This is a genomic window from Serratia sp. AXJ-M, from assembly GCF_046531865.1.
Taxonomy (GTDB): Bacteria; Pseudomonadota; Gammaproteobacteria; order Enterobacterales; family Enterobacteriaceae; genus Serratia; species Serratia liquefaciens.
Map to the genome: position 1 here is coordinate 2,360,565 of NZ_CP059394.1, position 13,381 is coordinate 2,373,945.

The 13,381-nt window shown below is 54.9% G+C and carries 12 protein-coding genes; 5 read left to right on the forward strand and 7 right to left on the reverse strand.

The features are described 5' to 3' along the window. Positions 1-12 precede the first annotated feature (12 nt). From H0S68_RS11140 to H0S68_RS11150, 3 genes are all read right to left on the reverse strand, one after another. Positions 13-1,155, reverse strand: coding sequence for an MFS transporter (locus H0S68_RS11140; RefSeq protein WP_410529459.1), 1,143 nt, complete (start codon positions 1,153-1,155; stop codon positions 13-15). Between the two features lie 88 nt (positions 1,156-1,243). After that, positions 1,244-1,846: a TetR/AcrR family transcriptional regulator gene (locus H0S68_RS11145; protein WP_122079193.1), complete on the reverse strand. Its 603-nt coding sequence runs from the start codon at positions 1,844-1,846 to the stop codon at positions 1,244-1,246. A 163-nt stretch (positions 1,847-2,009) separates the two neighbouring features. Next, positions 2,010-2,939 carry a LysR family transcriptional regulator gene (locus H0S68_RS11150; RefSeq protein WP_198639588.1) on the reverse strand — a complete coding sequence of 310 codons (930 nt, stop codon included), beginning with the start codon at positions 2,937-2,939 and terminating at the stop codon, positions 2,010-2,012. 101 nt (positions 2,940-3,040) lie between these two features. On the opposite strand from H0S68_RS11150, the gene H0S68_RS11155 reads away from it, so the two are divergent. Next, positions 3,041-4,207 carry a serine hydrolase domain-containing protein gene (locus H0S68_RS11155; RefSeq protein WP_410529388.1) on the forward strand — a complete coding sequence of 389 codons (1,167 nt, stop codon included), beginning with the start codon at positions 3,041-3,043 and terminating at the stop codon, positions 4,205-4,207. A gap of 194 nt (positions 4,208-4,401) precedes the next feature. Here the strand turns inward: H0S68_RS11155 and H0S68_RS11160 are convergent, their stop codons facing one another. Together H0S68_RS11160 and manA are read right to left on the reverse strand one after the other, a co-directional pair. Next, positions 4,402-5,925, reverse strand: coding sequence for a YdgA family protein (locus tag H0S68_RS11160; RefSeq protein ID WP_122079201.1), 1,524 nt, complete (start codon positions 5,923-5,925; stop codon positions 4,402-4,404). Positions 5,926-6,066: 141 nt separating this feature from the next. After that, positions 6,067-7,245: a mannose-6-phosphate isomerase gene (manA, locus tag H0S68_RS11165; protein ID WP_128864961.1), complete on the reverse strand. Its 1,179-nt coding sequence runs from the start codon at positions 7,243-7,245 to the stop codon at positions 6,067-6,069. Positions 7,246-7,770: 525 nt separating this feature from the next. Here manA and H0S68_RS11170 point away from each other — a divergent pair. From H0S68_RS11170 to H0S68_RS11185, 4 genes are all read left to right on the forward strand, one after another. Further along, complete coding sequence (locus tag H0S68_RS11170; RefSeq protein WP_128864960.1) at positions 7,771-8,103, forward strand: hypothetical protein; 333 nt, start codon at positions 7,771-7,773, stop codon at positions 8,101-8,103. A gap of 261 nt (positions 8,104-8,364) precedes the next feature. Then, a complete protein-coding gene (gene fumC, locus H0S68_RS11175; RefSeq protein WP_116690548.1) occupies positions 8,365-9,762 on the forward strand; it encodes a class II fumarate hydratase in 1,398 nt (465 codons plus the stop codon). Between the two features lie 58 nt (positions 9,763-9,820). Further along, a complete protein-coding gene (locus H0S68_RS11180; protein WP_142815260.1) occupies positions 9,821-10,510 on the forward strand; it encodes a helix-turn-helix transcriptional regulator in 690 nt (229 codons plus the stop codon). Between the two features lie 89 nt (positions 10,511-10,599). Further along, positions 10,600-10,968, forward strand: a complete 369-nt coding sequence (locus H0S68_RS11185; protein ID WP_130015679.1) for a VOC family protein — start codon at positions 10,600-10,602, stop codon at positions 10,966-10,968. Here H0S68_RS11185 and tus read toward each other — a convergent pair. Continuing rightward, positions 10,958-11,896, reverse strand: coding sequence for a DNA replication terminus site-binding protein (gene tus / locus H0S68_RS11190; protein WP_234530147.1), 939 nt, complete (start codon positions 11,894-11,896; stop codon positions 10,958-10,960). The two genes, H0S68_RS11185 and tus, sit on opposite strands and share 11 nt — an antisense overlap. 148 nt (positions 11,897-12,044) lie before the next feature. After that, positions 12,045-13,310 (reverse strand): MFS transporter, encoded by a 1,266-nt coding sequence (locus tag H0S68_RS11195; protein WP_410529460.1) that lies wholly within the window; start codon positions 13,308-13,310, stop codon positions 12,045-12,047. Positions 13,311-13,381 lie beyond the last annotated feature (71 nt).

Sequence of the window (13,381 nt, forward strand, 5' to 3'; positions counted from 1 at the left end):
ACTCGTTATAAATTAACGCCAGCCCTGCTGACCGCGACGCAAATAGGGTAAAATTGACAACAGCGCCAATACTGCCAATGCCATCCCGATCCACAACGCCGAACGCAAGCCATAACCGGAGGCGATCGCCATTCCCCCCAAATAAGAACCGCCACCTAAACCAATATTAATCACTGAGGTATGAACCGCATTAACCATAGGCCCTGGATGCGCCACGCTAACAATTCTCGCCATCATGGCAGGGTTCATTGGCACACCGGATAGGCCAATCAGTATTACCGCGCAAATGGCGATTAACGGGTATTCGGCAAATAACGCCATGCCGAACAACGACAGGCTGAGAATAGACAGCCCCACCACCATAATCGCCAGACTGTGGTGATAGGCCAAGCGCCCGGTGATCATGTTACCGACAATATTGGCCAGGCCGTAAAGCATCAAAATAAAGGGCACGGCCTGCATGCTAAAGCCGCTGACGTCGACCAAAACGGGAACGAAATAGCTGAAGGCTGCGAAGCTGGCACCCAGAATTAAGCAGCTGGTGGTGCAGGCTTTCCAATAGGCCTTGTTTTTAAACGCCTTGATTTCCTCTGCCATTTTGAGCGTCCTGCCTGCGGCGATAGCGGGTAACAGGCGCACCAGCGCAAGCAAACAGATAAAGACCAACACGGCGACCAGACCGAAGGTGATGCGCCAGCCCCAGTGTTGATCGATGATAGTCGCAAGAGGGACGCCGAATACGTTAGAGACCATGAAACCGCCGATGACTATTGAAGCGGCGCGCGGGCGGTGTTGTATCGGAACCAGCGCCATGCTGGTTGCCAGCGAGAGGCTCAAACATCCAGCGCATAAAATGCCCGTCACAATTCGGATAGCAACCAGAATAGAATAGTCGGAAATAAAGGCACTCAAACCTTGTACCACCACATACAGAGCTAATAGCCACAATAAGGTGGTTCGGTAGGGGGCTTTAAATTTTAAGAAAAAATAGGTTAATACCGGGCCACCCAACATTACGCCAAAGGCATAATAAGAAATTAAATGGCCAACTTCCCCGACGGTGATGCTAAAGGCTTCGGACAAAGTAGACATCATGCCCGCCACCATTAATTCAGCTGTGCCAATTGAAAAAATGGCCAACCCCAATATATACACTGCTAACGGCATAGCTTTACTGCTCTCCTGGATTTTGAATGATCGTTACAAAAATATTTAATACTCTGCGTGAGATTTTTTCTTTGTTTTATAAGTTGATTAACAGACCTGCGACGACGTCTTCGAGGGTGTTTCTATCTGAAATGTTTTTATTCAGCACGCGCAAACCGTAATAACCGGCTAAAAAGCCTCTGGCCATTTCCATCGCGGATGCTTTGCTACCGAGTTCTCCTGTTTGTTGGCCTTCGGTAAACACCGCGACCAGGGTTTGTTCTAAACGTTGCCGATATTCCTGATTCAGACTGGCGACCGCCTGGTCTTTGCTGCCTCGCTCCAGTGCCGAGAACAAGACCATGGCGTCATGTTGCTCGGGTTGCGAGAGATCTTCGGCAATTCCCCACAGCAGCAGGGTACGTAGTCGCTCCTTCACCAGGCCAGGCTGGGTGAGAATGGCTAATTGCGCCGACATGGTGTGTTCATGGCTGCGCAACAACGCTTGCTCGTACAGAGCTTGCTTGCTACCAAAGGCATTATATAGGCTTCCTCTCCCCAACCCGGTACCGTTGCATAAATCTTGCGCAGAGGTGCCTGCATAGCCATTGACGCTAAAAACGGCCACGGCGGCATCAATGACATCCTCATCTTCGAACTGTCTCGGACGACCTGGATAGATAGGTTTTTCAGCACTCATGGCGGATTGGGGGGCTTTAAATGAGTTGAGGCCGTATAGTATTGATTGTGGAACGATCAGTCAAATAATTTCCCCTCGGTTATTTATCGAATGGCCTAATAAAATATATTTATATTTATCAATTAATTACGATACTTCCGGTCACGGTGCAGCCAAAAAAGACTCAGGGCGCGCTAAGGCTGTTTTCGAAAGGAGACTGTTGCGCTCGTTTTTCGCGCATAAAATCAATAAACACGCGCAGCTTGAGCGGCATATGTCGACTGGCGGGAAAATAGAGGAAAAACCCGGGAGCATCGCTGCCGTAATCGGCCAGAACTTCCACCAGTTGCCCACTGCTCAGTTCACGGTGTACCGTGCCGCTAAACCGCTGGGTGATGCCCAATCCCGCCAGCGCGGCATCTTTAATCAGTCTGTCTTCGTTAAATATTAGGCTGCCGCCGACCTCCAGCGTCAGCTGCGCACCATCCTGCTTGAAGTACCAGGGTTCGAATTTACCGCTGCCGGGAAAGCGGTAGCGCAGACAGTCGTGATCGCTCAGCGCTTGCGGTGTTTGCGGCGTACCGTGCTGCGCCAAATAGCCGGGGGCGGCGATCACCACCCGTTTCTGACCGTTGTCGATGGGAACCGCAATCATGTCTTTTTGCAGCATGGCGTGCATACGGATACCGGCATCAAAGCTGTCCAACACCAGATCGGAGAAATGGTCGTCAGTAAACAGTTCAAGTTGGATCTCGGGGTAACGCGCCTGAAACTCGGCCAAATGCGGGATAACCAGCAGCGAAGCCGCCAGCTGTGGCAGAGTGATGCGTAACAGCCCGGAAGGGCGGCCGCGCAAAGTTCGCAGATCTTCGGCTGCCACGTCAATCTGACCCATAGCCGGAGCCACCCGTTGATAAAACAAGCGGCCTTCATCGCTTAGCCGCACGGAGCGGCTGGTGCGGTTGAACAACCGTACGCCCAGGCGGGTTTCCAACGCCTGAATGTTTTGCGAGACAGCCGGAGGCGTGACGCCCAATTGATTGGCTGCCTGAGTAAAACTGCCCAATCGGGCGACGGCCTCGAAAAACGGCAGCAGCTGCAACAGTGAGCTCATCTATCAGTAATTCCTGCTTAATGATCCGTTAAGAAATGCGGCATTTAATTTTATAATAATCGCTTTAGACTGATTTCATCATCCTCAGAGAGCAACAAAACATGTCGATAGCGGATCAGTCATTAGCAAAAAGAGTGCAGGGCGTTAGCCAACGGGCGATTGATGAAGGGCGTATCGTTGGCAGCGTGGTGCTGGTCGCTCGGCACGGTCGCGTGGTTTACGCCAATGCCAGCGGCTATGCCGATCGTGAACAGAAGAAGCCTATGAGGCGTGAGACCCAATTTCGGCTGTCGTCGGTGTCCAAGCCTTACATTACGCTGGCGGCCATGCGCATGGTCGAACAGCAAAAGCTGGGGCTGGATGATACCGTCAGCCGTTGGTTGCCGTGGTTTACTCCGGCGCTGGCCGATGGGGTTCGCCCGCCAATTAAAATCCGTCATTTGCTGAGCCATACTGCCGGGCTGGATTATGGTCTGAGTCAGCCTGCGGAAGGACCGTATCATCGACTCGGCATTAAAGACGGTATGGAACTGTCGTCGTTAACGCTGGAGCAGAATCTGCGCCTGTTGGCGCAGGCCGATCTGTTGGCCGAGCCGGGCAGCGAGTTTCGCTATTCACTGGCAATCGATGTGCTGGGGGCGGTGCTGGAACAGGTGGCGGGCGAGCCCTTGCCGCAGGTGTTCAACCACTGGGTTGCCCAACCTTTGGGGTTGCGTAATACCGGTTTTTACACCGCCGATGCCGATAATCTGGCAACGGCGTATCACGACACTGCCGCGCAGCCGGAACCTATACGAGATGGCATGTTGCTCACCCTGCCGGAAGGGTTCGGCTTCGAGATTGAAATGGCACCCTCGCGTGCGCTGGACGCTCAGGCCTATCCTTCTGGCGGCGCTGGCATGGTCGGCGATGCAGACGATGTGTTGCAGTTGGTGGAAACCTTGCGCACTGGCAAGGAAGGCATTTTACAGCCGGCCACCGCAGCGCTGATGCGTCAAGCGCATGTCGGGTCGCACGCCGAGACTCAGGGGCCTGGCTGGGGGTTTGGTTTCGGCGGGGCGGTACTGGAGGACGCGCAGTTGGCGGCAACGCCTCAGCATAACGGCACTTTGCAGTGGGGCGGTGTCTATGGCCACAGTTGGTTTTACGATCCGCAAGCGGCGATCAGCGTGGTAGCCTTGACCAATACGGCCTTTGAAGGCATGAGCGGACTTTACCCGCAACAAATCCGCGATGCCGTCTACGGGACAAACGCACCCACTCGCTAAGCATCTCCTGCTTAAGCCGATGAAGGAAGGTTGCGGCTTTGGCGCGATCGACCAGCGCTGAGCGTGTATAAAACGATATGGCCTGACCAAGATGACGATTAACGCCAGGCAGGAAAGAAAGGCAAAGCAGGAAATAGCGGGCGGGGGATAAAAAAGAGGCCCGAACGTCGGGCCTCTTGAGCGTGAATTAGCTTTTACTGTGCAGGGGCGGGTACCGCGTCCTGTGCCGGTGCGCTGTCTTCGGCCGGGGCGCCCAACAGGCCAAACATGCCGATGAATTCCTGCAGCGACATTTTGTTGCCGTTCAGATCAACCTGGTTATCAGCGTAGTGGAAGCTACTGCCGATCACACCCTCTTTCAGGGTGGTCAGTTTGAACATCTGGCCCATGGCTGCTAACCCTTGCACCTGTTGTTCCGCCAGTTTTTGCGACTCTTCGGCACTGTAGCCTTGCAGTAAGGCCGTTTGCGAAGTGGTTTCCGTCGCCATCGCCACCGGAATACTCAGGTTGGCGTCGATCTTTTTCACCGAGCGAGCAATCAACTGGTCCGGAGATTCTGCCGGGGAGCCGGCCTGCGCTGGATCGGTCAGATCCAGATTCAGCGTAAAGGTGCTTTCACCCTTGCTGTTTTTCCAGCTCAGTGGCGCGATGCTGATGGACGGATTGCCCTTCAACAACAGCGGCAGGTTCTGCAGCAGGATGTCGGTGGTCTGCTGTTGGTAAGCCACCGGATCCATAGTTTGCGCCTGTTGCAGCATGGCCATCGCCTGCTGGTTGTACCGGTCGGCGAACTCTTTCAGTGATTTGGCATCCAGTTTGTCGATTTTCAGCAACAGCTTGCCGGAGCCGAAGTCGCTGTTCTGCACCTTCAGCGAATCGATGGTGTAATCAATTTGACCGTTCAGGTTGCTGTCTTTTTCGCCAAATTGGCTCGCCAGCTTAAAGCCGTCCAACAACAGGGTGTCTTTGCCGTCAACGGCAACCTTAATCTGTTTCAACACCAGGTTCTGATTACCCAGGCTGAGATCGAACTGCCCGGCATGGGTCTGGCTCTTCAGTGATACACCCAGCAACTGAACCTGCTCGGTCTGACCAAACTGGTTCGGGCCGCTGATCACCGCGCTGTCGCTGTTGGCGTCCAGGGTGATGGCTTTCATGTCGCGTGACACATCGGCATTGATGGTCGCACCGCTAAACTTCAGCGCCGACTTGTCCTTTTGGTAATCCAGCGGGATCACGTCAATGGCGGAGGAGGTGTCGCCACTGTAGGAAATACGCGATTCCGCGGTAAACAGAGACTTGCCCTTGGTGATATCAAACAGGCCTTTGGTCGCTGCGGTGTTTTCGAGCTCGGTGTGCACCGATGCCATGCTTGGCAGCAGGTTGAATTTCTTCAACTGGGCAAACGGGAACGGACCATGGTCGATGGTTTCCTGGAACGCCACTTCGTCACCCGGCTTCAGCGGAGCGTCGTCGGTAGTGACGCTGCCGTCGGCGCGCAGCACATAGCGAATTTTACTGCTGAAAATACCGCGTTGGTAATTCTCATAACCCAGTTTAACGCCGGCTTTCGGCAGGTAGGCTTTCAGCTGGCTGTTGGCGTTCTCAACCACTTCACCCATCCGTTGTTCGATCAGTTTGCCGGTGTACCAGGAAGCCCCGGTCCATGCCGCGCCAAGAACCACAATGACGCTAACAGCGACTAACGATTTTTTCATAGTTCTGTTCATCCTTATTGAGCCATCTGTCTCTCGCAGATGGATGGGCAAATTTGGGCCAACAAAAAAACGCCCGCAGGCGTTTAATTGTGAAGGTAAGCTACTCTTTCAGCAACTAATTTGCGGAAATTTACCGAGTGTTTACGCCAACAGATTATAAACACGCGCGATTCGACCGGTGCCGCTAACGCTGACCGGCGATTCGAAAGCGCCGATAAAGCAGGATTCACCGGGCTTAAGCACCAGTTGCTGATCCTGTTTACTCAGTACCGCTTCACCCTCAACGCAGAAAACAATGGCCGCGCTATCTTGCGCCAATGCCTGTGGAGCGGCGGAAAGATCGTGCAGCGAGAAGGCGAAGTCCTCTACCGGGATCGGGAAGAACAGTTCGTCACCGCGCTTTTGCGGCTGGGTCAGCAGCCCTGAGGCTGGTTGCGGGCGGAACTGCAGGTTGGCCAGCAGTTCTGGGATATCGATGAATTTTGGCGTCAGACCGGCGCGCAGCACGTTGTCCGAGTTGGCCATCACTTCCAGCGCCACCCCTTTCAGGTAAGCGTGTGGCGTTTCGGCATACAGGAACATCGCTTCGCCAGGTTGCAACTGCACGACGTTCAGCAGCAGCGGCGAGAACAGACCGCTGTCATCCGGATAGAAACCGGCAATGAAGCGCACCGTGTCCCAGGTTTCCCCCTGTTGGTTATTCAGCGCGGCTTTCAACACCCCCAGCGCCAGCGATTTCTGCTCGCCGCTCATCGCCAGCAGGCTGGCAAACAGAGCGGACAGATGGCTGACATCCGGTTGCTGCAGGAAGGCGGCGATATCGTGGTGTGCACCGGCGATCGGCTGCAGCAGGGAAACAATGTCGGACAGTTCGCGGAAGCCATTCATCGCCAGGAAAGGCGTCAGGGCAAATACAAGTTCCGGCTTATGATTGGGATCCTTGTAATTACGCTCGGCAGCATCCAACGGAATGCCGGCCGCGTTCTCTTTGGCGAAGCCCGCTACGGCGGCGGATTTGCTTGGATGCACCTGAATCGACAACGGCTGATCGGCGCACAGCACTTTGAACAAGAACGGCAGCTCGCCGAAACGACGTGCGACTTCGGCACCCAGCTGCTTAGGCTGATCTTCATCAATAACATCGCGCAGCGAGCGCAAATTACCGTCGGTACCGGCTACGCGAGAGCTGCTCTTCGGGTGAGCCCCCATCCACAGTTCCGCCATCGGCAGTCCTTGTGGGTTGGCAATGCCATACAGCTGGGTTAACGCGTCGTGGCTGCCCCATGCATAGTTTTGCACTGCGTTGGTCATTTTTTGCATTTTGATAAACGTCCTTTGCATTCGCCGCCAGGTGACGGTAATTGGCTGACTGTAAAACAAACAAATTTTGTGCGTCTTATCCTACACCCGAAAGAGGGCGAAAAAGTGGTGCGCGATCAAACAAGTGGCGCAGTGGTCGGCGGTATAAGGTATTCGCGCCGGGCCGCAGCTCAGGGTGGGTAAAGTATAACGAGATAACGACCTCTGTCACCCTCCAGATATCATTGAACATTGGCCTGAACGGCTTAAAAAACGCCATTTTCGTTTGTGGGCAAGTTGACGGTGGCAATAACAAAATTTCAGACGGCGTAAGCGCAAAAATAAATGTTATTTTTGGCTTTATTTGTTCGTTATATTTCAAGCTGTGTTTTTTGACGCAAATTATTACCTGCTGAATATCTCTATCACCATAATGACTCCGTTTAAATTGCCAACCACACAAATGGCTTAAATTAACCTGTAGCACCGCTATACAGTGCAGGCCAATAAAATGATTCTCCGATTATTCCTAACGCCGAGGCGCTAATGAAAAAAATTTTGCTGGTTCTTCTGATGTGTACTTCCGGTGCCAATGCGGCCGTGGTGGTGACCCATGCTTACGGCTACGGTGTCCGCCCGGTTGTCGTCGCACCTCGCCCGGTGGTAGTCGTACCTCGCCCGGTGGTTGTTGCGCCGGCTCCGGTGGTGGTGACAACGGCGCCCGTAGTAACTACAGCACCGGTCGCCCACCCGGTTGCCGCCGCGGCCGGTGCGGTGGGGATGGGCGTTTACCGCCATAATGAACGTCAGGATGCCTACGATGAAATCAACCATCTGCAGGACCAAAGAATTAATGCTTATAATCAACATCACCATTAATTCCTTCGTGAGAAATTAATAAAGAGAGCGCCAGACGGCGCTTTTTCTATTGTCGATATTCAATTGGCCGATGAAAACGGCAAGGACGTGTTGCTAGAAAATAAAACCCGCACAATAACCATGACAATGGAGGAAAAATGCTGTGAGGCAACTCTCTTAATGCGAATAGTTATTATGTCACTATACTGGATGGGTGTGCCGGCGGCCTCGCGCGCGCTGGCGTAATCGTACATTTTTAGGAATTGTACTAAGGAGATAGTGATGGCAGCCGTTCGTATTGAAAAAGACTCTATGGGACCCATCGAAGTGCCGGCCGACCGGCTATGGGGCGCACAAACGCAGCGTTCCCTGGAGCACTTCCGCATTTCTTCCGAAAAGATGCCGACCGCGTTGATTCATGCGCTGGCATTGACCAAACGCGCCGCTGCCAGCGTGAACATGGACCTGGGGCTGCTGCCTGCGGAGCGGGCCAACGCCATTATCAGCGCCGCCGATGAAGTGCTGGCGGACCAGCATACGAACGAGTTCCCGCTGTCTATCTGGCAAACCGGCTCCGGCACCCAGACCAACATGAATATGAATGAAGTGCTGGCCAACCGCGCCAGTGAACTGTTGGGTGGCGTGCGTGGGGAAGAGCGCCGAGTCCATCCGAACGACGACGTTAACAAGAGCCAAAGCTCCAACGACGTGTTTCCGACGGCGATGCACGTGGCGGCGGTGATCGCCGTGCGTGAACACCTGATTCCCGAACTGAAAGTGCTGCATAAAACGCTGAGCGACAAAGCGGAAGCCTATCGCGATATCGTCAAAATTGGCCGCACCCATTTACAGGATGCCACGCCGCTGACCCTGGGGCAGGAGATTTCCGGCTGGGCGGCGATGTTGGCGCACAACCTGCAGCATATTGAAGCCAGCATTCCACATATTTGCGAACTGGCGCTGGGCGGCACCGCTGTGGGCACCGGCTTGAATACTCATCCGGAATACGCGGTTCGCGTAGCCAAGGCCCTGGCTGATCTGACCCGGCAGCCGTTTGTCACCGCCCCTAACAAATTTGAAGCGCTGGCTACCTGCGATGCACTGGTGCACGGCCACGGCGCGTTGAAAGGGCTGGCGGCTTCGCTGATGAAAATTGCCAATGACGTGCGCTGGCTATCTTCTGGCCCACGTTGCGGCATTGGCGAGATCGCGATCCCCGAAAACGAACCGGGCAGTTCCATTATGCCGGGCAAGGTCAACCCGACCCAGTGTGAAGCGATGACCATGCTGTGTGCTCAGGTGCTGGGTAATGATGTGGCGGTCAATATTGGCGGCGCCTCCGGTAACTTTGAGCTAAACGTGTTCCGGCCTATGGTGATCCACAACTATCTGCAGTCGATCCGCCTGCTGGCTGACGGCATGCAGGGCTTTAATGAGCATTGTGCTGTGGGCATTGAACCTAATCGCGATCGCATCAGCCAGTTGCTGAATGAGTCGCTGATGCTGGTTACCGCGCTGAACACGCATATCGGCTATGACAAGGCGGCCGAAATTGCCAAGAAAGCGCATAAGGAAGGCCTGACGCTGAAAGCCTCCGCGCTGAAGCTGGGCTACCTGACCGAAGAGCAGTTCGACCTGTGGGTACGTCCGGAAGACATGGTTGGCAGTATGAAGAAGTAATTGATTGCTCGGCTTGTAAAAGGCTTACTGAGGTAAGCCTTTTTTATGGAGAAAATGCATGTCACGCACCGAGCGTCTACTCGAGCTGATGCAAATCTTGCGACGGCATCGCTACCCGGTTGCCGGCCACGCGTTGGCGCAGGAAATGAATATCAGCATGCGCACGCTGTATCGCGATATTGCCACCTTGCAGCAGCAGGGAGCCGAAATTGTTGGGGAGGCGGGCGTGGGATATGTGCTGCGGCCGGGGTTTATGCTGCCGCCGATGATGTTTTCACAGCAGGAAATTGAAGCACTGGTGTTGGGCATGCGCTGGGTAGGCCGCCGGGGCGACAGTCAGTTAGCCGAAGCGGCCAATAATGCACTGGTAAAAATTGCCGACGTGCTGCCTGCAGCTTTACGCGACGAGCTAGAGGCCAGCACGTTGTTGATTGGCCCCTTGGATTTGGTCAAGGTGGCGGACGAAACCCTGGTGTTGATCCGCGAAGTCATTCGCCAGGAACGCAAGCTCGAGGTGCATTACTGCGATAACAACGGCAATGAAAGCGAGCGTATCCTCTGGCCTTTTGCCCTCGGTTATTTTGAGCAGGCGAGGATGCTGGTGGCCTGGTGCGAACTGCGTCAGTCATTCCGCCATTTTCGTCTCGATCGTATCCGGCTGGCTACGCCGCTGGCGCAACGCTATCCACGAGGACGCCGCCTGCTGATGAAAGAGTGGCATCAATCGCAGGGCATCCCTACGCAGTAATCCCACACTGCTGCCAAAAACTGTCAGTAGGGGCGCTTAGTCTTAAGGTCTCGGGAGCCAGCCGGTTCCCTCACCCAAAGGTTAATGCGATGACAACCCCAAATATGACCCTTCTCTATGTCGATAACCCAGAAAAAAGCGCCATCTTCTACCGTCAGTTACTGGGGCAGGAGCCGGTGGAGCTTTCGCCCACTTTTGCGCTGTTTGTGTTGAGTAACGGCCTCAAATTGGCGATGTGGTCGAAGCATACCGTGCAACCTGGCGCGACGGTGACCGGTGGCGGTGGTGAACTCGGTTTTCTGTGCGAATTGCCGCAGCAGGTGGACGCGCTTTATCAGCAGTGGCGCGATCGGGGGCTGAATATCATTCAGCCGCCGGTGACGCTGGACTTCGGTCATAGCTTCGTCGCCACCGATCCTGACGGCCACCGTCTGCGGGTTTACAGCCTCAGCGAGTAGGGGCGTCGGTATACAGGTGGAGCCGTTTGATCAGCAACCTCAACGGCTTGGCGTCCGGCTTATATTTATGTTTGACCGTCGCCGCGTCGTAATTGAGCAACTCGCCAATCTTCGGCACCTGGGCGCCATTTTCCACCTGGCATAGCGCAATCAGCGGCAGCGGGCAGGGGTGCTGTACCTGTTTTTGCTGCGGCTGATACCATACCCGGGCAATGGGTTGAACTTTCACTGGCCGCTTGATTTTTAGCGCCGCCTGCTGGGGCAGGCGACTGACATCATCGATTTCACGGCTGACCAGTTCTGCCCACTGTTCACGGTTATGTGGCGGTACCGCTCTGCCGGCTTTCAGGCTCTTTTCCAGTTGCGCCAGAATATCGTCGCGCTTTACGTTCTTGATAATATGCTTGTTGGCCCAACCGAAACGCACCGAATCCGGATCCGTCACAACGGTCAAACTACGGTAGGCGCTAAGAGTAATCAGGCCGTGCAGATGAGTATGAACGAAGTCAAAGCGTTGCTCCGGCGCCAGGCCGGAATCGACGGTAATAATCTGTTCCAGCTCGGCTTTCAGCCGGTTTATCAGGCCAATTTGCGTCTGGATCTGCAGGTATTCCGGCTGCTCTACCGCCAGGCAAATAACGCCGGGCAGGCGTACCGCAGCCTTGCTGCTGACGTTGTGTTTATTGTGATGGATAAATAACCGCTGATAATGCTCCAGCGCCAGGTCGCGTGCGGCCTGGCCGACATGCTGCTCGACGGCAATCTGTTCTACCGTCGCATGCTCTTTGCCTTTCTCGATTTCCGGCAGGCTGAACACCCTGCCGGCTAACAAACGTAACGGTAAGACCTGCTGGTGGAGGGCTGTCAGCGCCTGTTCCAGTTGGTTAAAACAACCATTCATCCTGCCAATTAAATCGTATTTATCCATCTGGCACCTCTCATTTTAGTTACAACATACATTAAGGGGGCAACAAACGGAAGGGCAGCATCGGCTAAGGTGAGGAATGAGACACCGAGTGGTCCAGGCTAACCAGAGGGGTTAAGGCCCCCCGCACCCGTGGGTACAGGGGGGAGGGTTAAACGCGAGCTGCTTCCGGCAGTTTTTTCAGGTAATGCCCGACCAGCAGGGCGAGTAGCAACATCACGCTGATAAATGCCACGACGCCATTCCAACCGAAGCTGTGCCAGAAAACACCGCCGAGGGTCCCGGCGACGCTGGAGCCAACGTAATAGCAGAATAAATACAGCGAGGATGCTTGTCCTTTGGCGCGGCGGGCGCGACGTCCGATCCAACTGCTGGCAACCGAATGGGCGGCAAAGAAACCGGCGGTGAACAGCATCATGCCGATAAAAATCACCGCGACCGGGGCCAGGGCAGTAATCAGTATCCCGATCAGCATAATCAGGGTCGAAGCCAATAACACTGGCCCGCGGCCGAAGCGGGACGTCATGGCACCGGCCTTCGGCGAACTGTATGAACCTGTCAGATAGACCACCGACAACAGGCCGACAATCGCCTGGCTCAGGTGGTAAGGATCAGCCAGCAGGCGGTAGCCAATATAGTTGAACATGGTGACAAAGCTGCCCATCAGCAGAAAGCCTTCGGCAAACAGCAGCGGCAGGCCTTTATCGTGCCAGTGCAGACGGAAGTTGATCAGCAGGGTACGTGGGCGCAACGAACTGGCGCGAAAATGTTTTGAAGCGGGCAAAATACGCCAGAACATGCAGGCGGCGGCCAGAGCGAATAGCCCGATCACCGCCAGTGACACACGCCAGGAGAAGAAGTCGGTCAGCACCCCGGTCACCAATCGGCCGCTCATGCCGCCGATGGAATTCCCGCTGATATACAGCCCCATGGAAAAAGCGACAAAACTGGGGTGGATCTCTTCGCTCAAATAGGTCATGCCAACGGCGGCGACTCCGCTCAGGGAAAGCCCGATCAGCGCACGCATTAGCAGAATGCCTTGCCAACTGGTCATAAAGGCGCAAATCAGGGTACAAATTGCCGCCAGAAGCAGCGCCACAACCATCACCGGTTTACGGCCGATGGCATCAGACAGCGGGCCGGTAAACATCAGGCCCAGGGCCAGCAATCCGGTAGACACCGACAGCGACAGGCTGCTTTCCGCCGGGGATATGCCAAAGTCTTGCGACAAAACCGGCAGAATCGGTTGCACGCAATACAGCAAGGCGAAGGTAGCCAGTCCGGCGGAAAACAGCGCCAGGGTCACGCGCATAAACTGCGGCGTACCGCGCTCGATGTAGGGAAGTTTGTTAAGGGTGGAACGTTGGGTTTTTGGCGCAGCAGCCGCGTCGTCGTTAGCGGCCAGCGTCGACGGCATACCGGCCGCAGAACGCACAGGGGTTGTCACAGTCTTTCCTTACACAGCACTTGATGAGTTAACAAAATGAT